This window comes from Marinobacter sp. (assembly GCF_052091845.1).
In the GTDB taxonomy this organism is placed as follows: Bacteria; Pseudomonadota; Gammaproteobacteria; order Pseudomonadales; family Oleiphilaceae; genus Marinobacter.
Map to the genome: position 1 here is coordinate 1 of NZ_JBQDCO010000025.1, position 20,012 is coordinate 20,012.

The window sequence follows — 20,012 nt, forward strand, 5'->3', positions numbered from 1 at the left end:
GCTCAATCCCTTCGCCGGTATAATCCGGATCAGGTTCCGCGGGTATGGTCTCAGCCCGGCATTTGCCCAGCACCCCGTTGAGTTGTATTGAGTGTAACACGCCCAAAGTAGCAATTCTTTATGACCGCCGCGCAAGCCTGTATCGTGCGACTAGCTGGTTCAGCCGCTCAGCATAAACCGCCGCTTGGCGATAATACACTGCCGGCTGCCACCGATAAAAAACGAGGAGAAAGCAGGTGCCAAAGTTTCTACATACAGCCGACTGGCAGATGGGCCGAACGTATAGTCGATTTGATACAGAGAACGGTTCGGCACTTGTGGAGGCGCGCTACGAAACCATAGAGCGCTTGGCGGCGCTGGCTGCAGAACAGCAGTGTGATGCGGTGCTGGTGGCCGGCGACGTGTTTGATGCACAAACGGTATCTGACCGCACCATACGGCGCGTATTTAATGCCACCCGCGGCTTTACGGGTCCTTGGGTAATGCTTCCCGGTAATCACGATGCGGCGCTGGCGGAAAGTGTGTGGACGCGCGCAAAACGACTGAATGCCATTCCGGAAAACATACACATTGCCCTTGAACCTGGCGTTATATCCTTGCCAGAGCAGGGCATAGCAGTATTGGCGGCACCTCTTACACAACGCCATACCTACGGCGATCTGACCCAGCCATTTGATGATATGCAGACAGCTCCGGGTTTATTGCGCATAGGCCTGGGGCACGGCAGTGTGCAGGGCGTTCTTCCTGACGAGATAGATGCATCAAACCCCATCGCCCCGAACCGGGCCGATATTGCAAAGCTGGATTACCTGGCCCTGGGCGACTGGCACGGAGTTAAGGAAATTAACCCGCGCACCTGGTATAGCGGTACACATGAGCCGGAGCGCTTCCGGAATAACGATGCGGGCTACGTACTGATTGTGGATATAGCGCAGCCGGGCGCCATGCCTGAGGTTACTCAGCGTGAGACCGCCCGTTATCAGTGGCACCAGTGGCGGGAGCACTTATCCGTGCCATCGGATCTGGATAAGCTGTTGAACCGAATAACCCAACTGCCCGAAGCCTCGGTTTTAGACCTGAAACTAAACGGCACCTTAACACTGGCTGGCGACCGAAAACTGACCGATGTATTGTCGGTAGCCGAAGCAAGGTACCGCAGTGTAACTTTCGATCGCACCGGGCTTCAGTTGGAGCCAACTGAAGATGACATTTCTGCACTGCATGCAGACGGCTACCTTGGAGAGGTGGTGCAGGAACTGCGAGAAAGGCAGCAACCTACCCATGCAGATAGTGATGCCGGGGTAGCACGAGATGCTCTGGCCATTCTGGCCGGCTTGCTTACGCCCAACGACACGGAGGTGGCCAAGTGAAACTTCAACGCCTTCGAGTTGAACAGTTCAGGCAGTTTGGACATGCCGTTGAACTGAGAGACCTGCAGCCCGGTATCAACCTGATTCACGGCCCCAATGAGTCGGGAAAGAGCACCTTGGTTCGCGCCATTCGTGCAGCTTTTTTTGAGCGTTACCGGTCAAAATCCGCGGAGGATCTTGCGCCTTGGGGAGACTCTTCTGCAGCGCCCACAGTTGAACTCTCGTTTGAGCACAATGGCCAGAGATGGCAGCTAAATAAACGCTTCTTGAGGCGGCACCGCTGTGATCTTTTGGTTGACCGTGAAAATTTTAGCGGTGAGGAAGCCGAAGAGAAGCTTGCGGAACTGCTGGGTTATCAATTCCCCAAAAAAGGGGCGAGCAAAGAGGAGCACTGGGGTATTCCAGGCTTGCTATGGGTTGAGCAGGGTACCGGGCAGGATATTGAAAAAGCCGTTCAGCACGCTGGCGGCCACTTGAAATCCGCGCTGAATAACCTGGTGGGCGAAGTGGCCAGCACCGGCGGCGATGAGATTATTCAGTCAGTGGAGCAGCAAAGAAAGGAGCTACTGACCGTTACCGGAAAGCCCCGGGGTGACTATTTAGCCCTTGCCAGCGACCAGGAAACTCTACAGCAGCAAGTGTCAGACCTGCAGGGCCGGGTTGAACAATACCAGGTGCAGGTAGATCGCCTTGGCAGCCTGGCGGTTGAGCATGACAAAGCCAGCCAGGAACGGCCGTGGGCGGAAGCAAGGCGCAGCATGCAGCTCGCGGAAACCAGATACCGCGAGATTGAAAGGCTGCAGGAGCAGCAGGATCGTGGGTTGGACGCCCTGAAGCAATTGAAACAGAACCTCACCTTGCTGCAGCAAAGTCAGGCTCACTGGCGCAACCAAAGCGAACAATTGGAGCAGCGCCATCAGAGTTATCAGAAGGCAAAAACAAACCTTGAACGCGAAGAGCTTGCCAGCCCTGAGCTGACAACCGCGATTGAAAACGCCCGCAGCCAATACCAATTCGCTACGGCAGCTGTGGATCGAGCCCACATAAGAGATAAGCGTGAGCGATTGCAGAAAGACTGTGAGCGACTCAAAGCAGAGCTGGCCAGGCAACAGCAAAACCATGAAAAGGCCAGGGGCGTTCACACCTCGCTGGAAAGTGCCCAGAAACAGAAACACCAGAACCAGATCGACGCAGGTGCACTACGCCAGTTACAACAAACACAGCGCGAGTTGGATGACGCACATATTCGAACTCAAGCTGTGGCTACCCGCGTAACGTGGAACCTGGACGTAGGCGAAAGCCTGGCACTTGATGGGCAGAGCATTGAGGGGCAGGGAGAGAAGCTTCTTCTGGAGCAGGGTGTGCTCGAAATCCCGGGTATCGGTAGCCTGGGTGTTCAGCCTGGTGGCGATGAGCTTGCACGCTTGAGCCGTCAGCTTGAACGACTGGAACAGTCGCTTGCTCAGCAATTGGCGATTTTAGCGGTTGGGTCTGTTGAAACAGCTGAGAAAAAGCAGGAGCGGCAGCAGGAAGCAGAAGCGCAGATACAACGTTTCCAGGAGTTGCTGAGATCCCTGGCGCCAAATGGAGTTGAGCAACTGCGTTCAGTCGGTGCTGAAGTAGAAGCTGAATTGGACGCCCACATCGCCGAATTGGAAGCGCTGCCGGCAGTTTGTGCTGTTGAGGGAGAAAGGCCCCTGAACCTTGTGGAGGCCGATCTGAAGCAGGCAGAGCAGCGGCTGACAGATGCAGAGTCGCGCCAACGGGATCAGGAAACGACATTATTGAAAGCTCGCTACGCCACTGAGGCAGCCCATCGCGAGTGGCAGCGAATGACTGCCGAGCTAAACAGCCCTGAGAGACAGAAACAGATACAAGAGCTTACCGATGACATTGCTGGTGCGAAGAACCAGCAGGCAGAGCTTGAGGCTTCTCTGAAAGCGCGCGAAGCCAAGATTCACGAGGCTCGCCCGGATCTCTTGAAGCAGGACATTGATCGTTACCGGGCCACTGCCGAACATCAGGAAAGTGCACAGCAAAAGCGGACCGTGGAACTCAGCGAGATTCGTGCAAGGCTGGACGCTTGGGGTGCTGAAGGGCTGGACGAGCAGTGCAACGAGAAAATGGCTGAGTTGGAACACGTCAACCGCCGGTACCGTGAATTGGATCGGCGGGCGAAGGCGCTGGACTTGCTACTGCACCTGCTGAAACAAAAGCGCCAGGCCCTTACGCGTCGGCTGCAAGCCCCCTTGCAGAGACACCTGGATCACTACCTGACCGTGCTATTTCCGGAAGCCAGCCTGGAGGTGGATGAAAACCTGATGCCTGGAAGGTTCAGCCGGGGTAGCGAGCTTGGGCAGATGGCCGAGCTGAGTTACGGTGCCAGGGAGCAAATGGGGCTGATCAGCCGCTTGGCTTATGCCGACCTTTTGCAGGAAGCAGGGCGCCCAACGCTGATTATCCTGGATGACACGCTGGTGCACAGTGATTCTGAGCGCATGGATGGTATGAAGCGCATTCTGTTTAATGCCGCAACTCGACATCAAATATTGCTATTTACCTGCCACCCGGAAAAATGGCGGGATTTAGGCGTTGAGCCTCGTGATCTTGAAGCTTTAAAGCTGCAGAGAGTTGCTGGTTAAAATTTGCTCTTAAATTGCCCACAAAACAAAAACTTAAAAAAAGTATTGACGCAAGAACCGTAATCCGTAGAATACGCATCCGTTGTCGAGGCATTACTTCGATTACGAAGAGCGGGAATAGCTCAGTGGTAGAGCACAACCTTGCCAAGGTTGGGGTCGCGAGTTCGAATCTCGTTTCCCGCTCCAAATAATTCCAGACTCTCAACTCCCACCTGAGAGCACAAAGAATCGAACTCTTCGATCTTTTCTGGCGCGGTGGTAGAGTGGTTATGCAGCGGACTGCAACTCCGCGTACGCCGGTTCGATTCCGGCCCGCGCCTCCATTATTTCTCCTTTTTTTCAGTCGCTTAGATTTTTTCTCCAGAGCCGGTGTATCGATGTCGACAAAATGGCGACAACGAATCAGGTTTTCTCCGTGGGACAGAAACTCGTCGGTCAAACCCTTCTTGCGCAAATCTCTCAACTGGTATGCACCTTTGTACCCGGCTTCTTCGCAGGCTTGTGCCCAGGCTATTTGAATATAACGGTGCCTTACCGGTCGCGTGCGACTTCGAAAATCAAAGGTTTTGAGCTGCATTTTTTTACGGTAAGGGCCTATGCCGCTGATGCCGATGGCCATTGCGCTTAACACTCCGGTTTCGATGCTCACCTAGACTAATCCTCGATCGATCTATTTCCAGTATTGTGGCCAAATTACATATGAAACGATGGCTTTTCAGATTGGTCATGGCCTAATTCTGTTTGAACAGTCGTCAGTAAGTCGGTCAGGGTTGTGGTCAGATATGACTGAAACTTGTCTTGGCCGAGTGTCCGTTCGTGGACATCAGCCGGAAGAAATCTCGCCATTTCATCCTGGAAGTTTTTACCAGCAACGATCTCAGGTAGCCGTGGAATCATGTTATCTAGCCTGTCCAGATAACTGTCTAGCCGGTAGTCCACCATTTTTTTCTCTACCAGTGCGCTGTTCACCTGGGCTCCACGTTGGGCCAGCCATGCCAGATCCCAGATATCACGGTTGCGAACGTATTTTTGGTTTGCCGGCAACGAGAACAGCTTGTCCGCCATGATTTCGTCGCGCGTTTCCGCCATGACCAATAAGTCCTCATATCCATCCGGCAAAAAATCGTAGTTTCGTACCAGTGGTTGCGCGACTCTGGTGTACGCCGGAATATTAGCCACTTCAAATTTGATCATTTGTTTGGGTAAGTCCCGACGATCGGGGGAAGTGACAACCCTAATCTGCCACTTGTCGATCTTCAATTCAGCGTACTTTGGGTCACTTCTCAGGGACGCTGGTTCTTTGACGGTCACTTCCAGCTCGTATCGCTTGGACAGATAGTCTTCGATACAGGTTTTCATATCCGCTAACTTTTGAGAGGTGAAACTCACTCCGCCGGCAAAATCTAAATCTTCGCTAAACCGGCTACCCCCGTAGCATAGCCTCAGGCATGTGCCGCCTTGAAACACAAGGTTGTCCAGCATTTTTTCTTTGTCCAGCGCATACAGCAGGTCATAATGCAGCAGCTCTTTTTCGATAACAGGTCGTATGTGTCCTAACGCCGGATCTTTCATCGCTTGATCTACTAGGGATTTGAAATCATCAGGCTCAGTCATCTTGTGAGTCCTTCTCATCAATAAGGTGAGTGTTGCGACCAACGCGTTTGAGGTCTCGGAGCGCCGCCATCCTGGCAGCAATCTTCAGAGGCCGCCCGCGATCTTTGGTGACAGCCAGAATTTCCGGCACTAGACGCTTGGTATGGGTGAACTCAATTACTCCATAAGGGGTTTTGTACTCACCTTTACGCCCGGTAGTCATTACTGTTAGCCGACCTACTGGAATTTGGGAGATCACCCCATACTCTGACAGGGCAGATTCCAGGCTGATGTAACTGTATTCGCCCCTACGCAGGGTCTTGGCAATTATTTCCAGAGTGTCCGGCCCTTTATGCTGCGATAACGCATAGAGGTACACGCCTTTGGATGGGCGCTCAAGAATGCCTTCGTTGACCAGGCGTTTCAACGTCGCTTCTCTACCCCGAGGGGTATCTTCCGGAAACACTTTCGACATGTCCCGAGCAGCAAAAATATAGCGTCCGCGCTGATCGAACTCAGCAAGACGTTTGATGGCCTCACTTTGCTTCATCTTAACTCCTAAGGTAACAGTAACAACACCGAAACACGTGGTTAGTGTCCACATCATAAAAGAAAAAGATAATAAGTGCACATTAACGTGTTGCTAACTTCGCTTAACCGGCAAGCAGGAGGCGTGAATATAGAAACAATTTGTTGATAGGGCCCACAGTTTAACGAGCGCATAAGAAGGCGCAATGCACATCTTTTAAGATGGTTAGCGTCCACTTGTCGGCATGAGGGATGTAAGTTTGGTTAAAAATAATAATGTTCGGAGGTGGCAGGGGGCAGCGGTTCTCGATCCCATTTTGGGCAATGCATTTTGTATTTTTCCTGAAAAAGATTGCATATTATAGCTGAATTACTTCTATACGAAACAATAGGTTATAATCGTCTTCAGAGCGAAGTAAAATATACATAGGTTAATATAAGTGTATGAATTTAATAGTAAAAGTTTGATATTATTCGGTGGTCTTGAAAACCGGTCAAATATCGTACTACCTGCACATTTGCAATATAAAGAGACGTCAGAGAAAGTGCCAACAGACCCAAGGGCCTTGGCTCTTTTTGTTCAGATGCGCCTCAACAGAGGTTCTGTGTAATGATGGTTTGCCTCAGCCAGCGCACAATACCCGTGCGCTGGCTGGGATCAATTGGACAGGCTGGTTTTATGGCTAAAGCTGGGTAATAGGCCGTAATTAGCCCAAAAAATAGAAACGTAACTTGCTGATCGGAATGGGTTATTTATTTCGCAAAAGAGCGATGCTTCCCTTCATTAAAAGTCTATAATATGTTGATTTATATAGATATTGTTGGATCATAGGGTTCGGTCTGCAACTCCGCGTACGCCGGTTCGATTCCGGCCCGCGCCTCCATTATTTCTCCTTTGTTGTTCTCGCCCTACGAAAGAAATTCAGCTGTCAGCCCTTTTTGCGTAGACCCTGGAGCTGACATTAGCCTACCAATCCCTGCCAGCCTTTTAAGGCTTTTCTCAGCTGCAACGGGTGAACCGCCGTTGATGAGTGCGTCCGGATTGGAAGGCTCTCCCAAACAGCCTGTTAGTCGGCAACAACACCGCAGGCTATACGAGCACCGCCGCCGCCCAGAGGCTGGGGGGAATCCGAGTAGTTATCTCCTCCGCCATGAATGACCAGGGCCCGTCCTTTAAAATCGCTCAGCTCCAGCCTTGGTGCAATATTAGTCTGGGCATTCTCTCCATCAGGGCCCACATGCAGTCTCGGTAGATCTCCAAGATGCCCTGAGACTTCGAATGGGCCTTTATGTGATTTGGACTTTTGCGGATCGTAATGGCCGCCAGCGGCGCCTGCAGACGTCGTCTTTCCATTTTCTTCTGTTGGGCTGCAGTCGGGGTTTTCGTGTAGATGGAAACCATGAATACCCGGCGCAAGCATACGAAGATCAGACTCAACCAATACCCCCTGATCATAAGCGATGAGGGTTACCGTACCTAACGAATCCCCTTTACCATCGACACTTGCCTTGAACATCTCAACCTCAAGTGTTGGCTCTGCGAGTACCTGTGACGTTGACAGGAACAAAGCAGCGGAAGCAGCCAAAAGGGGCATCCCGAGTTTTTTGTAGTACATGATTTTCTCCTATTACAGTCACTAATCAGAAAGGCCAAAGTTAAGGGTAGTCACAGTTTTGTTTTTTTTAAACATTTCTATATGGGCGATGCTATGCAGAACGATTTTGGGGCATGGTTTTTTAAAGATAAAAGCGCCATTCGGGCAGTTTCTTCAAGCAACCGAATTCATCCCTCAGGGCGCATGAGGCGTTAGTTCGGTACCGCTCCGCGCCTGCCGATTCTGTCACACAGGGTTTGTAGTAAGGATTTTTTTCAGAAAATCTTTTGTTCGGGGGTCTTTCGGGCTGTGAAATATCTGGCTGGGCGGTCCTTGTTCTACAATACGCCCGCCGTCGATAAAGATAACCCGGTCGGCCACATCTCGCGCAAACGCCATTTCATGAGTGACCACAATCATCGTCTGTCGCTCTGACGCCAGCTTTTTCATTAATCCCAATACCTCTTCCACCCACTCGGGATCGAGCGAGGAAGTGGGTTCATCAAACAGGATGGCCTCAGCATTGGCAGCCATGGCTCGACCAATGCCGATTCGCTGCTGCTGGCCACCCGACATGGACGCAGGGTAGGCATCGGCCTTGTCTGCCAGACCAATCTGATCAAGGATCTCCCTGGCTCTTTGATACGCTTTTTCTTTAGGCCATTTATCCACGACCAGCAAGCGTTCGGCGATGTTTTGTAGCCCGGTCTTGTTGGCGAACAACGCGTAGTTCTGGAATACGAAAGCGGTTTGTTGTCGCACGGCAAGGATATCCTTCCGGGTGGCGCGGTTTACGTCCAACGTAAGACCACCCACGGTCATGGTTCCTGAGGTTGGTTGTTCCAGAAAATTGATGCAGCGCAAGAGGGTGGACTTGCCCGTTCCGGACGGGCCGATGATTACCACGATTTCGCCTTTTTCAATGGTCAGGTCAACCCCGTCGAGAACCACGGTCCCGCCAAAATGTTTGCTCAGTGACGCCAGTTTGATCATCGGTTATAGGCCTTGTTCAGGCGAGTTTCCAGGTAGTTCTGAAGCTTGGACAGTAGCTCAACCACGATCCAGTACATGATGGCGGCAACAATGAACGCCTCGAAGTACAGGAAGCTGCCAGCGGCCTCTTTCTGGGTGGCGCCCATCAGTTCCGTAACGCCCAGAGTGAATGCCAGGGAGGTGGCCTTGATCATGTCGATGAAGTAGTTCATCAGCGTGGGCAGAGCCACGCGGGTAGCCTGAGGCAGGACAATCCGTCGCATCAACTGGCCATTGGTCATGCCGATAGACAAGGCGGCTTCTGTCTGGCTGCGGTCGACACCCACGATGGCGGCGCGAATGGACTCGGCCATGTAGGCAGAAAAATGCATGGTCAGGCCCATGATGGTAGCGGTAATACCATCGATCACTGTCAATGCACTGAATAGTTGTGGCAGCCCGTAATAGAACAGAAACAGTTGCACCAATAATGGGGTGCCCCTGAAGAAGGAAATGAACACGATCGTGAACTGGTTAAGCACCGGAATGCGCAGCACCCGAACAACCGCAAACAGGCAGGCAAGGATCAGAGCAAGCACCATTCCGATGCCCGCCAGTTGCAGGGTGAGAGGCAGGTACCTGAGCAGAACAGGCACCAGGCCAAGCATATACTCGACGTTCAACACGTCCATAAGAAATCAGACCTTGGTGCGCCCATCAGGGCTTGGTAATGTCCGTGCCGAACCATTCCTCGGAAATGGACGCCAGGGTGCCGTTATCACGCAGGGTGGCCAGAGCTTTGTTAACCTCGTCGCGGAGGGCTCGCCCGGCGTTGGTGTCGTGGAACGGGTAGGCATTGGTAATCTGCGAGAAAGTGGGGCCTGCAAGCTCAAGGGGCAATGGCTTGTCCTTGATAATTTGGCTGGCACTGACCCGGTCCATCACGAACGCATCCACGCGACCCAGCGCGGTATCCCGCTCCAGATTACTCTCATAGGTCTTAATGTTGATCTGGTCTGCGTAGGGAAGCTCCGTCAGGAGCGCTTCGAAATTGGAGCCCAGGTTCACGGCAACGGTTTTCCCTTTCAGGTCTTCCACACTTTGAACCTCGGTGTTGCCTTTCTTGGTGACAACCTGTGCACCGTCATAAACGTAGGGGTCGCTGAAAACATACGCCTTCTTCCGCTCGTCGGTGATGGTGATCTGGTTAGCAACCGTGTCGATGCGCCCGGATTGCAGCATGCCAAACAGGCCGGAGAAGTTGGCGGTTTCGTACTGGATATCACGCCCCATCTCTTTGCCCAGAGCGTTCATGACATCAACTTCGAAACCTTTAAGTTCATCCTGCTCAACAAACGTAAACGGGAAATACTGGCCGGACATCCCGACTCTCAATGCATCATCCTGTGCCAGCAAAGGCGTGCTAGCGAACAGGGATATTGCAAGGAATAGATTGATTAGTGGTGTTTTCATAAGGCCTCCTTTGGGCGTGCATGGTACCTGAAAGCATAGCCTGAGGTGAATATTGGGCAATGACTGTAATGCGGATTCTTGAATAGTCCCCCCCCCGGGCGGTTCGTATTCATCCCCGTCGCGAAGTAGCAGGACGGCTTACCAGTACCCACACACTGGGTTACATCTCCGGAGCATTAGCGGGCGGCTGGCTTCTGGATACGTATCCGGAGTGGGTCCTTGCGGCATTCGTGTTACCCGCGCCTTTGCTTATTGTAATAGCGGTGAAGGCCAGTAAAGAGAGGGCGAAGGAAGGGGCAACTGAGGAGCGAGCCCATAAAGAGGTGGAAATCTGAATGCGTCGACCCGCCAACCCTGGCAGGTCGTCTGGAATTCACGGTTCGCCGCCTCTAGGGCTGCAAAGGGCCTTTGCGATTATTCTCAAGGTACCTCGCAGCATTATCACGCAACGGAAGTTTCAGCGCTTTCATAACCTCTTTGCGCTCGTATCCCATATCGGCAAGCGCGTCGTACGGCTCTGACAAAAGCGCATTAGCGGTGCGCCGGAACTGCTGTCGCCTGGAGAAACGCTCAATCCATGAGAGGGTGTCAAAATCGGTCGTGGTTTCTCTTCGTCTGGTGCTAAACATCATGGTTACCTGCTCAAGATAAGATGACTTGAGAGCCTTTGGTTCACCTGAACTGCCTGATCAGTGCATCCATGTACAGGTTGGCCCTGAAAGCGGCTTCAATCAAACGAAAAGAATTTAACTCTGCATTAAGTTATTCTGAACTCATTGTTGGGCTCGGTAGGGCGCAATAGTGTTCTCATTGTCTGATATCCGCCGAGGTACTGACCATGACAATTCCACTGTTTGATAACGACGTTCTTCGGACCTTTGTTGCGATTTCTGAATGCGGAACGTTTACCGGGGCGGCAAAATCAGTGCATCGCACACCCTCCGCGCTGAGTATGCAAATAAAACAGCTGGAACGCATACTGGGTAAAAAACTGTTTATTCGTGAGCCCCGCCAGGTCAGACTCACGTCAGACGGTGAGGCTCTTCTGGATTACAGCCGTCGCTTGCTTCGATTGAATGAGGAAGCCGTTAGATATTTCCTGTCGCCGAGTCTCGAAGGCAAGATTGGTATTGGCACATCAGACGACGTAGGCACCCGAATTCTTCCCAAAGTGCTGGCAGAATTTTCTCGCGCCTATCCCGCCGTAACAATTAATGTCGTTGTGGGCTCAAGCAAAGACAACCTGGCTCGTCTCGATGCGGGTGAACTGGATCTGGCATTGGTGACCGTTGCTGAAGATGTGCGGAATATTCGTGGTGAGGTAGTCCATGAGGAACCATTGGTTTGGGCCGGATGGGAAAACTCATCGGCATTCTCACGGATCCCTCTGCCCGTTGCGGTGGCTCATGAGGGTTGTGCCTGGCGCAGAATAGCGCTGCGAGCACTTGAAGAGGCGGGTAAATCCTACCGAATTGCCTACACCTGCGAACATTGTTCCGGGCAGGAAGCTGCCATGGCAGCGGACCTTGCTATTGCCCCTTTTCCAAAAAGCATTGTTCGAGCGCCGCTCAAGGAAATTACCGGCTGGGATTTGCCAACGATAGGCATGTACCAATTAGCGCTGGCCCGGCGCGGCGCAAACGAACTTAATGATATCTTGGCCCACCATGTAAAGAAGGCTTTTCGGGAGCTGCAATAGCTATTATTTAAAGTAAATGTGAAATGTCGAGTTATTTGTGGCCACGGAATTACTCGTTCGTCATTTGGCCCTCGACCCGGCTTTTTGCTACGTTTATTCGGCGACGTAGTTTTCCGAATCGCTAATTCGGGCATTGATCGCGTGTACCTAGAAGAGCGTCCTTAGTGCAATTTCGCTTCGGGCGACCGCAAAAGTAACGTTCTACAGGAGTACGACAATGCGTACACTTATTACTCGCACAATGGGCGCCTCCCTGCTGGCAGGCGGAATGGCAATGAGTCTTTCAGCGACGGCAGCAGAGGGACTGTATTCCATGGATGGGCTGTCGGATGCCAACGTTTTTGACAGCAGCGGTGAAGAGATTGGCGAAGTAGAAGACATTTTGATGAGTAACGATATGTCGGTACATTCGCTGGTTATCGAAACCGGCGAGATACTTGGCATAGGAGGTGGTGAGGTTGTTGCGGAACGTGGCACGTTTACCGTAAAGCCAGCCTCCAAAAAGGCCGGCTTCGACAACGTCGAGTATGAAGTCCACATGGACATGACTCAGGATGAGTTGAAACAATTACCTGAGTACAACGAGGGCTGGTGGAATAAGACAAGCGAGAGCTTGCAACAGGCATGGAAAAACACCAAGGACATCAGTGAGAGCGCCTGGGAAAACACAAAAGAAGCCACCTCTTCCGCTTGGTATAACGTCAAACAAGGCGCAGAAGAGATGGGTGACGAAGCCAAGGAGGCGACTAAGTAACTGACTCTGCCAGGAAGTGCCCATAGGGCGCTTCCGGCACTTTTCTCAATAGCCCCTCACGTTCCGGCTCTGGCACTGGGATAGATCAATTCTCCATCGTCGCGGACAGCGGCTCCCTCAGTCATTTTTGCAGGTACGATTCGGTCTTTATTCATTAGATGGCAGACTTCGTGGCGGCGATGAAGTAAGTGGTCTGCGATTATTCGTCGATGGCAGCGCCACCATACGGCCTCTGCACACATAATGGCGCATGTATGTTGGGTGCCGAGTCGGATTAGCGCATCCAGCCCGTTCTGAAACGATTCCGATAGGGCATAATCCGCATAGTTATGAAAACTTCGGTTTCTCCAATTCCCATTCACATCATCGTTCACACTGGTAGACCGCTTACGCAGCCCGGCCAACGCGGAACAGTGGGTATAGCCGACGCCAACCGCTTCAAGCGCTCCGGGCAGCGTATCGTGATTGAATTGCGGATTACTGCGCGAGCGTGGCATAGCCCGAACATCGACGATGTGATCGATATTTCCTGCCCGCAGCAACGTGAAGAACTCGTGGAGAGTGCGAGTTGAATGCCCCACGGTATAGAAAGAGTGTGTCATGTTCGAAAACCCTTCATTGGGTAGCCCGGACTACAGCAATTCCGGCTCATCACCCCCATAACGATGCAGCGCCCCAGATTACCAGCACCCCAATAGTAACAACGATGGTAGCCTTCACCTTGTGGCGCTCGAAAATAGCCTGAGCCTGATTGCCCGCGATAAGCACCAGCAGCCCCAGGCCGTAGTACCTCACCGCCCGTGACAATGCAGATGCAAGCATAAACAGTGGGAACGAATAACTGGTAGCGCCCGCTGCCAGCATGGCAATCTGAAACGGCACCGGAATAACGCCAACGCTCAAAACAAACCAGAAGCCATCGGCCTCCATGCGCTGGCGCACACTTTCAAACTGCTCCGGCGTTGAGACCAACTCCACCAGTTGTTGGCCTATAGCGTCAAACACATAATATCCCACTAAGTACCCGACCGTGGCGCCAGCCAGGCAGCCGAGCAGGGCGATTGTGCTCAGCAGAAAAATCTGATTGCGCCGGGCCTGCATCAACGGCACCAAGATCGCCTCCAGCGGAATCGGGATGAGTATGGACTCAAGAAACGATGCAATACCCAGCCCGAGAAAAGCATGTCGGGAGTAGATCAGTCGCAGCGCCCAGTTTTTAATGCGGGCTCGTTTACGGGGGGGTTGGGTAGTTGCGTTGTTCATTAACGTTCCTCAAAAAAACAAGGCGAACGCTGAGCCGGGAACCAATGCAACGCCCAACTCATCCAATAGCCAGTCCGCCATTTGCTGGTCGTTTTCTATGCCTTCCCTTGATTCGATTAAGCCGGAAAAGTCGGGCAGGCAGTAAAAACTCCCATGGGGCGGCTGAACCTCTATGGTCTCTATGTCGTTAAGCGTCTCGGTCACAAGGCGGGCCCTTTGGGCGAACGTCTGTGTCATTCGGTGCACGTCCCGAAGCCCGGATTCGAGGGCTGTGGTGGCTGCAACCTGAGATACAGCAGCCGTGTGGGAGTTGGTTTGTCCCTGCAATTGCTGCATCTTCGTAATGATGTCAGCAGGGCCGGCAACAAAACCGACACGCCAGCCGGTCATGGCGTAGGCTTTGGAAACCCCATTGATCACCAGCGTGCGCTCTTTCAATGACGGGCACACATTCAGGATGTTTGCGTAGGGTTCATTATCGAACCGCAAGTGCTCGTAGATATCATCTGACAGGATGAACACCTCCGGATATTCCAGCAGCACATTGCCGATCGCCGACAAGGTTTCCCGGCTGTAGATCCGGCCTGTGGGGTTGTTTGGGGTGTTCAGAATCACCATGCGGGTGCGCGGGCTGAGACACTGCTTGAGGGTTTCAGCACTCAGAGTAAAGCCCTCATCAAATGTCGTACGCGCATCCACAACCCGGGCGCCCGCTATGTTAGCGATAGCCGGGTAGGTTCCCCAGTGAGGGGAAGGGATGATTACCTCGTCGGATGGCTCCAGTAGCGTCATGCAGGCATTGAACAGTGCCTGCTTGGCACCACAGCTATGCATGACTTCGTCATCGTTATAATGGAGGTTGTTCTCTTTGCGAAATTTCTCGCGAATCGCGGTTTTCAGCATTGGCAACCCGCCAATGGGAGTGTAGCGGGTAAAGCCATCGTCGAGGGCCTGTTTCGCTGCATCGATAATATACTTTGGCGTCTGGAAATCCGGCTCTCCGGCGTCCATGCGCACAATGTCACGGCTTTGCTCCGATAGCGCTTTTGCCCGCGCACCAATACGGAATATTGACGACGGCGACAGAGCATCGAGCCTGTGTGAAAATGCCGGGTGGTGCTCGTGTTTGGCATTGCTCATTTTGCTCACCCTGCTTTTATCTGTTTAAAAGACTGTTTGATCATGCGCCAGGCCGACGGGTCGCCTTTAATCATCGACGCGAGAAAACCCTTTGCCTGGTCCAGATTGATATGGGGCGGCAGAGGACCGACTTCCGGGTCCACATACGCGTTGATAACCACGGGCCTGTCGGCCGCGAGCGCTTCGTCCCAGACCCGATCCACGTCCTCGGGTGTGCTCATTCTCAGGCCTTTCAATCCCAGCATATCGGCGTAGCTGTCGTAGGCGAAATCCATCAGGTCCTGGGAGCTTTCATATTTCGGATCGCCCTCCATAACCCGTTGCTCCCAGCTCACTTGGCTCAGATCCCGGTTGTTGAGCACCAGAATGATGCAGCGCGGGTCTTCCCATTCCTGCCAGTATTTGGCAACGCCTATCAAAGCCTGGTTACCCAGCATCTGCATGGCGCCATCGCCCACCATGGCTATGCCTGGCTGGTCGGGAAAGGCAAACTTCGCTGCGAGCAGGTAAGGAATCCCGTTGCCCATGGACGCAAGGCCGCCGGACACTGAACCATGCATGCCCCGGCGAACCTTAAGGTAGCGGGCGTACCAGTTGGTGGCCGACCCCACATCACTCGCCAATAAGGCGTTATCCGGCAGGCGCTGGTTCAACGACCAGAACACCTGTTGCGGGTTGATGGGTTTGGCTGATTGGCTGGCACGCTCGCCCATCAGCTCCCACCAGTCGTGGGTGTTTTTTACGAGGGTTTGCTGCCAGCTGCGGTCTTCTTTGCGGTTGACACGCTCAGTCAGGGCTTGCAGCGTGGCGGCCGCATCTCCGTGAAGGTTGATTTCGGTAGGGAAGCGCAGGCCGAGTGCTTCGGCATCCAGGTCAATCTGTATGGCCCGGACTTTCTTGTCTACCGGCAAAAACTCGGCATAGGGGAACCGGGTGCCTACCATTAACAGCGTGTCGCATTCATTCATCATGTCCTGGCTGGGGCGGGTACCCAGCAGGCCCATGGTGCCGGTGACAAATTCCACGTCGTCAGGAATCATCACCTTCGCCAGCAGGGCTTTGGCGACCCCGGCCCCCAGTTTTTCGGCCAGGGCCAGAACGTCGTCCACTGCGTTTTTGCAGCCAGCGCCAGCCAGTATGGCTACCTTTTCGCCAGCATTAAGCAGCTCTGCGGCTTCGTCGAGGTCTTCAGACTTTGGCAGGAAGTGAGGCCGGCGGTAGCCTGTGCCCGAGAATACAACGCCGTCGGAAGCCGTGGGCTCCTCCATGGGCAGATCCTGGACGTCGTTGGGGACAATAATGGCAGTCACGGTGCGCCTGGCTATGGCAATGCGCACGGCTTGATCAACGAGATGGCGTGCCTGGGGCGGGTCGGAAAGCACATGCACGTAATCGCCCGCCACGTCTTTGTAGAGGGAGCCCAGATCTATTTCCTGCTGGTAATCGGTACCAATGGTCTTGCGGGCCTGCTGGCCGATGATGGCTACCACGGGAACATGGTCTTTTTTGGCATCGTACAGCCCGTTCAGCAAATGCACCGCCCCGGGCCCGGAAGTGGAGATGCATACCCCCGGCTGGCCGGTGAATTTGGCGTGGCCCGTGGCCATAAACGCACCGATTTCCTCATGTTGCGGCTGAATCATACGCAGTTCGGGTTCCGCGCGTCGCAGGGCCGCCATCATGCCGTTGATGCCATCCCCGGAATAGCCATAGACACGCTCTATACCCCAGGCCTGCAATCGTTTGATCATGAAATCGCTGACTGTTTCCGACATGTGAGTGTCTCCGTTTCAAGTTAGTGGCTACATCCTAAAACCGGTGTGGGCTGGCGCTTTCCCAGTCTGCAAAATAGGCAGGAGGGATATTGTTTCTCAGAAAATCTCCGGATGTTACCCGGGGATGAAACGCCCGATAGGTGGCCGCAGGGCCAGATTCGGGGCGGTGATATATATGCTCCGGGCGCAGGTCTTCAGGCGAGGAAAACCCCATGGCACCGATAATGTCCAGAAAGGAAGCGATGGTGGCATGGTGGAAATTGCGCACGCGCTCCGCCTTGGAGGGCACGTGCAGTGATCGGGTGCGCGCCGGATCCTGGGTTGTTACGCCGGTGGGGCAGGTGTTGGTGTGGCATCGCTGTGCCTGAATGCATCCCACAGAGAACATGAAGGCTCGCCCCGAGTTGCACATATCGGCACCAAGCGCGATTTTGGTAACCATATCAAACCCCATGACAACCTTGCCGCTGGCGATAACCGTGATTTCTTGCCGCTTGCCAATGCCGGTCAGGCAGTTGTGCACAAAGGGGATGGCCTCGTTAATGTAGGTGCCCAGAAAATTCTCGAACTCGGTCGGGGCAGCACCGGTACCACCTTCGGCGCCATCGACGGTAATGAAGTCCGGCAAGATACCGGTCTCAAGCATGGCTTTGCAGACACCCATAAACTCTTCTTGCCGGCCCAGGCAGAGCTTGAAGCCTACCGGCTTGCCCCCGCACAGGTCTCGCAAGCGTGCTACAAAATGCATGAGCTCAGTGGGGGTTCTGAATTCCGGGTGTTGAGCAGGGGAGTGGCAATCTTGTCCTTCTTCTATTTCGCGGGTTTTGGCAATCTCGCGGTTAACCTTGGCTCCGGGTAGGAGCCCACCATGACCGGGTTTGGCTCCTTGTGACAATTTTATTTCGACCATTTTCACCTGGTCTGAGACCGCCTTTTCCTGGAACTTCCGGGGGTCGAACTGCCCGTCATGGGTACGGCAGCCGAAATAGGCACTGCCGATTTCCCAGATCAGATCGCCACCATGAACCTTGTGGTAGGGGCTGATGGCGCCTTCACCCGTATCCTGGGCAAAGTTCCCCAGCATCGCCCCTTTGTTCATCGCCAACACGGCGTTGCTGGACAAAGCCCCAAAACTCATGGCAGAAATGTTCAACCGTGAGGAATGGTAGGGTTTCGTACAGTGCGGCCCGCCAATCATCAGCCGCGCGTACTGTGGGTCGACGTCTCTTGGGGTGATTGAATGCTGGGCGAAATCATAGCCTGCGCCGCCTACATCCCGGGTGGTGCCGAAGGGCTCGGTATCCGGGAGGCCGTCGGCGCGCTTGTTGACAATTTCGCGTTGATCACGGTTAAACGGCCGACCGCTTTGCCCTGACTCAAAAAAGTACTGGCGTAGTTCCGGCCGCACAAATTCCAGCAGGTAACGGATATGCCCCAGTATCGGGTAATTACGCAGTACGTTGTGTTTGGAGCGAAGGTCTTGTGCTCCGACTATGGCCAACAGGAAGAACACTGCCCACAGAGGCAGCCAGGCTGGTGCCCAGACCAGAGCCGCTATCCCTGAGAACAGTGTCAGCGTTGCGAAGCATGCGTAAATAAGGCGTGGCCAACCGAACATGATAAAACCTCAGACTGGCGACAATACCTCAATAATGCGGGCACAAAACGCATCCAGATCGTCGGGGCTGCGGCTGGTAATCAGGCCATCGTCATCGCACATTTCCTTGTCCACCCAGGTGCCACCGGCATTGCGTATATCGGTTTGCAAGCTGGGAAATGAGGTGAGTGTCTTCCCTTTCAGCACACCCGCCTCGATCAATAGCCAGGGAGCATGGCATATAGCAGCGACAGGCTTGTGGCTGTTTACGAAATGCTTAACAAATGAGACCGCATCCTGGTTCAGTCTCAGCGCGTCGGGGTTGGCGACACCGCCTGGCAATACCAGGGCGTCGTAGTCGTTGGCGGTTACCTCGCTTACAACTTTGTCAGAAGGGAAACTGTGGGCTTTGTCCAGATGATGGAAGGCGTTGATTTCGCCTTTTTCGAGAGTGACCAGGTGCAGTTCGGCGCCGGCGCCCTGTAAGTCTTGCCAGGGGCGAGTCAGTTCAATCTGTTCTACGCCGTCGGTGGCCAGAAAGGCGATTTTCTTCTCGTTCAGTGGTGCGCTCATAAGATTGCTCCTCTGATCTAAAAAAATATTTACACTTCGACAGTAGTGTAGTAATAAATAGGCAGGCGAAGGTCATTCTGGCTCAAACCTACCGAAATTTAATTTAACACCCCCTTCTGTTTAATTAATAATTAATGTGGCCGGGATGAGCACAAGGCTCCCGAAGATCCCGAGTTCACTCCAGCTGTTCGTTAGCAGATCGATTTTCAACCTCTTCCTTGCGATCTATACGACGGAACGACGATGCGGATGAGAAGTCCGTCGCGTTCAATGTTTCGACCGTTTTGCGCAATTTACGGCGTTGCCATACCGACACCAATTTTTTTGTATCCCATGAGGTTGGCCTCAGCGATAACCTATTTGCGTTTAGTGACAGGTCGAAACTACGCTCTGCGCCAATGGGCATATTTTCGGGTCCATAAATACCAATAAGGCGCAGCGTTAGTCGCGTGAACTCCAAGTCGCCCTCCGGCACATTCTCTTGCATCCGAATGCCTTCGTCACCGGCAAGTCGCTGTATGAGCTCGCTGAACGTGCCGATGTGCAGAAACCCACCAGATTCTAATGGCCCTTGCCAGGTATTATTCATAACGCTGATTGATCGTTGGTTTAGCGTTGATCGACCTCGTTTCCCCTCTGGGTCTTCATCTCCTTCGTCATATTCCTGTTCAAAATCGGTGACGTCCATGGTGATAGTGCCTTCCGAGGTCTTAAGTTCAGCAATGATGTACTCGATGAAAATGGCTTCCGCACTCATGTTACTGATAAGGCAGAGCGCATTGATGTTCTTGTTACGGCCACGGTTAATGATAAGTCGCGGACTGCGTTGCCGACGAAACCCCAAGTACAGGAGTTGAGCGTAGACCAGCCAGATGATCACCGAGCCTAAACTGGCAAGTACGGACAGCACTTTCTGATGTTCAGCTATCCAGTCATACATAATGCTATCTATCCTTAAAGTCAGTTTCCGATTATTCCCGTTCAACCTTAAGCCAACTCCCTCCTTCACCAAGGGCCAACTCAACGATGCGCTGGCGC

General features: G+C 53.2%; 18 protein-coding genes, 2 tRNA genes and 1 riboswitch. Of the genes, 6 read left to right on the plus strand and 14 right to left on the minus strand.

Annotated features, from left to right (window positions below):
* Positions 1-87: riboswitch (TPP riboswitch) on the minus strand. This riboswitch is flagged as partial in the annotation.
* Between the two features lie 149 nt (positions 88-236).
* The 4 genes from ACTHYN_RS09610 (at position 237) to ACTHYN_RS09625 (ending at position 4,335) form a co-directional block, all read left to right on the plus strand.
* On the plus strand, positions 237-1,370 hold the full coding sequence (locus ACTHYN_RS09610; RefSeq protein WP_441812231.1) for a metallophosphoesterase family protein: 1,134 nt from the start codon (positions 237-239) through the stop codon (positions 1,368-1,370).
* Positions 1,367-4,012, plus strand: a complete 2,646-nt coding sequence (locus ACTHYN_RS09615; protein WP_441812232.1) for an AAA family ATPase — start codon at positions 1,367-1,369, stop codon at positions 4,010-4,012. The genes ACTHYN_RS09610 and ACTHYN_RS09615 overlap by 4 nt, the downstream gene beginning before the upstream one ends.
* 111 nt (positions 4,013-4,123) lie before the next feature.
* Positions 4,124-4,198 (plus strand) — tRNA-Gly (locus ACTHYN_RS09620).
* Between the two features lie 63 nt (positions 4,199-4,261).
* Positions 4,262-4,335: transfer RNA gene (locus ACTHYN_RS09625), tRNA-Cys, on the plus strand.
* Between the two features lie 370 nt (positions 4,336-4,705).
* Here ACTHYN_RS09625 and ACTHYN_RS09630 read toward each other — a convergent pair.
* The 7 genes from ACTHYN_RS09630 to ACTHYN_RS09660 all read right to left on the minus strand — a co-directional run bounded on the left by ACTHYN_RS09630 (position 4,706) and on the right by ACTHYN_RS09660 (position 10,805).
* Positions 4,706-5,626 (minus strand): nucleotidyl transferase AbiEii/AbiGii toxin family protein, encoded by a 921-nt coding sequence (locus ACTHYN_RS09630; protein WP_441812233.1) that lies wholly within the window; start codon positions 5,624-5,626, stop codon positions 4,706-4,708.
* A complete protein-coding gene (gene abiEi / locus ACTHYN_RS09635; protein ID WP_441812234.1) occupies positions 5,619-6,155 on the minus strand; it encodes a type IV toxin-antitoxin system AbiEi family antitoxin in 537 nt (178 codons plus the stop codon). The genes ACTHYN_RS09630 and abiEi overlap by 8 nt, the downstream gene beginning before the upstream one ends.
* Positions 6,156-7,200: 1,045 nt before the next feature.
* Complete coding sequence (locus ACTHYN_RS09640) at positions 7,201-7,749, minus strand: superoxide dismutase family protein (RefSeq protein ID WP_441812235.1); 549 nt, start codon at positions 7,747-7,749, stop codon at positions 7,201-7,203.
* Positions 7,750-7,974: 225 nt separating this feature from the next.
* Positions 7,975-8,721, minus strand: a complete 747-nt coding sequence (locus ACTHYN_RS09645) for an amino acid ABC transporter ATP-binding protein (RefSeq protein WP_441812236.1) — start codon at positions 8,719-8,721, stop codon at positions 7,975-7,977.
* The gene (locus ACTHYN_RS09650) at positions 8,718-9,392 is read right to left on the minus strand and encodes an amino acid ABC transporter permease (RefSeq protein WP_441812237.1); all 675 of its coding nucleotides are present in this window, start codon (positions 9,390-9,392) and stop codon (positions 8,718-8,720) included. The genes ACTHYN_RS09645 and ACTHYN_RS09650 overlap by 4 nt, the downstream gene beginning before the upstream one ends.
* Before the next feature lie 25 nt (positions 9,393-9,417).
* Positions 9,418-10,173 (minus strand): amino acid ABC transporter substrate-binding protein, encoded by a 756-nt coding sequence (locus ACTHYN_RS09655; protein ID WP_441812238.1) that lies wholly within the window; start codon positions 10,171-10,173, stop codon positions 9,418-9,420.
* A gap of 389 nt (positions 10,174-10,562) precedes the next feature.
* Positions 10,563-10,805 carry a hypothetical protein gene (locus ACTHYN_RS09660; protein ID WP_441812239.1) on the minus strand — a complete coding sequence of 81 codons (243 nt, stop codon included), beginning with the start codon at positions 10,803-10,805 and terminating at the stop codon, positions 10,563-10,565.
* A 206-nt stretch (positions 10,806-11,011) separates the two neighbouring features.
* Between ACTHYN_RS09660 and ACTHYN_RS09665 the strand changes: the two genes are divergently transcribed.
* Together ACTHYN_RS09665 and ACTHYN_RS09670 are read left to right on the plus strand one after the other, a co-directional pair.
* Positions 11,012-11,872 carry a LysR family transcriptional regulator gene (locus tag ACTHYN_RS09665; RefSeq protein WP_441812240.1) on the plus strand — a complete coding sequence of 287 codons (861 nt, stop codon included), beginning with the start codon at positions 11,012-11,014 and terminating at the stop codon, positions 11,870-11,872.
* A gap of 217 nt (positions 11,873-12,089) precedes the next feature.
* On the plus strand, positions 12,090-12,626 hold the full coding sequence (locus ACTHYN_RS09670) for a PRC-barrel domain-containing protein (protein WP_441812241.1): 537 nt from the start codon (positions 12,090-12,092) through the stop codon (positions 12,624-12,626).
* Between the two features lie 56 nt (positions 12,627-12,682).
* On the opposite strand, the gene ACTHYN_RS09675 is transcribed toward ACTHYN_RS09670, so the two are convergent.
* The 7 genes from ACTHYN_RS09675 to ACTHYN_RS09705 all read right to left on the minus strand — a co-directional run bounded on the left by ACTHYN_RS09675 (position 12,683) and on the right by ACTHYN_RS09705 (position 19,914).
* Positions 12,683-13,228 (minus strand): DUF488 domain-containing protein, encoded by a 546-nt coding sequence (locus ACTHYN_RS09675; RefSeq protein WP_441812242.1) that lies wholly within the window; start codon positions 13,226-13,228, stop codon positions 12,683-12,685.
* A gap of 49 nt (positions 13,229-13,277) precedes the next feature.
* Positions 13,278-13,889, minus strand: a complete 612-nt coding sequence (locus ACTHYN_RS09680) for a YqaA family protein (protein ID WP_441812243.1) — start codon at positions 13,887-13,889, stop codon at positions 13,278-13,280.
* Between the two features lie 9 nt (positions 13,890-13,898).
* The gene (locus ACTHYN_RS09685; RefSeq protein WP_441812244.1) at positions 13,899-15,029 is read right to left on the minus strand and encodes a pyridoxal phosphate-dependent aminotransferase; all 1,131 of its coding nucleotides are present in this window, start codon (positions 15,027-15,029) and stop codon (positions 13,899-13,901) included.
* Between the two features lie 5 nt (positions 15,030-15,034).
* A complete protein-coding gene (locus tag ACTHYN_RS09690; protein WP_441812245.1) occupies positions 15,035-16,804 on the minus strand; it encodes a thiamine pyrophosphate-requiring protein in 1,770 nt (589 codons plus the stop codon).
* 34 nt (positions 16,805-16,838) lie between these two features.
* A complete protein-coding gene (locus tag ACTHYN_RS09695; RefSeq protein ID WP_441812246.1) occupies positions 16,839-18,422 on the minus strand; it encodes an FMN-binding glutamate synthase family protein in 1,584 nt (527 codons plus the stop codon).
* Positions 18,423-18,431: 9 nt separating this feature from the next.
* Entirely contained in the window at positions 18,432-18,974 is a 543-nt protein-coding gene (locus ACTHYN_RS09700) for a type 1 glutamine amidotransferase domain-containing protein (RefSeq protein ID WP_441812247.1), read from the minus strand.
* Positions 18,975-19,149: 175 nt separating this feature from the next.
* On the minus strand, positions 19,150-19,914 hold the full coding sequence (locus ACTHYN_RS09705; protein WP_441812248.1) for a hypothetical protein: 765 nt from the start codon (positions 19,912-19,914) through the stop codon (positions 19,150-19,152).
* Positions 19,915-20,012: the final 98 nt, after the last annotated feature.

Bases quoted from the DNA above. Each gene is read 5' to 3' on its own strand.
- ACTHYN_RS09655 (WP_441812238.1), bottom strand. From the start codon at position 10,173: ATGAAAACACCACTAATCAATCTATTCCTTGCAATATCCCTGTTCGCT.
- ACTHYN_RS09670 (WP_441812241.1), top strand. From the start codon at position 12,090: ATGCGTACACTTATTACTCGCACAATGGGCGCCTCCCTGCTGGCAGGC.
- ACTHYN_RS09650 (WP_441812237.1), bottom strand. From the start codon at position 9,392: ATGGACGTGTTGAACGTCGAGTATATGCTTGGCCTGGTGCCTGTTCTG.
- ACTHYN_RS09675 (WP_441812242.1), bottom strand. From the start codon at position 13,228: ATGACACACTCTTTCTATACCGTGGGGCATTCAACTCGCACTCTCCAC.
- ACTHYN_RS09630 (WP_441812233.1), bottom strand. From the start codon at position 5,626: ATGACTGAGCCTGATGATTTCAAATCCCTAGTAGATCAAGCGATGAAA.
- abiEi (WP_441812234.1), bottom strand. From the start codon at position 6,155: ATGAAGCAAAGTGAGGCCATCAAACGTCTTGCTGAGTTCGATCAGCGC.
- ACTHYN_RS09685 (WP_441812244.1), bottom strand. From the start codon at position 15,029: ATGAGCAATGCCAAACACGAGCACCACCCGGCATTTTCACACAGGCTC.
- ACTHYN_RS09660 (WP_441812239.1), bottom strand. From the start codon at position 10,805: ATGATGTTTAGCACCAGACGAAGAGAAACCACGACCGATTTTGACACC.
- ACTHYN_RS09680 (WP_441812243.1), bottom strand. From the start codon at position 13,889: ATGAACAACGCAACTACCCAACCCCCCCGTAAACGAGCCCGCATTAAA.
- ACTHYN_RS09695 (WP_441812246.1), bottom strand. From the start codon at position 18,422: ATGTTCGGTTGGCCACGCCTTATTTACGCATGCTTCGCAACGCTGACA.
- ACTHYN_RS09640 (WP_441812235.1), bottom strand. From the start codon at position 7,749: ATGTACTACAAAAAACTCGGGATGCCCCTTTTGGCTGCTTCCGCTGCT.
- ACTHYN_RS09690 (WP_441812245.1), bottom strand. From the start codon at position 16,804: ATGTCGGAAACAGTCAGCGATTTCATGATCAAACGATTGCAGGCCTGG.
- ACTHYN_RS09700 (WP_441812247.1), bottom strand. From the start codon at position 18,974: ATGAGCGCACCACTGAACGAGAAGAAAATCGCCTTTCTGGCCACCGAC.
- ACTHYN_RS09705 (WP_441812248.1), bottom strand. From the start codon at position 19,914: ATGTATGACTGGATAGCTGAACATCAGAAAGTGCTGTCCGTACTTGCC.
- ACTHYN_RS09665 (WP_441812240.1), top strand. From the start codon at position 11,012: ATGACAATTCCACTGTTTGATAACGACGTTCTTCGGACCTTTGTTGCG.
- ACTHYN_RS09645 (WP_441812236.1), bottom strand. From the start codon at position 8,721: ATGATCAAACTGGCGTCACTGAGCAAACATTTTGGCGGGACCGTGGTT.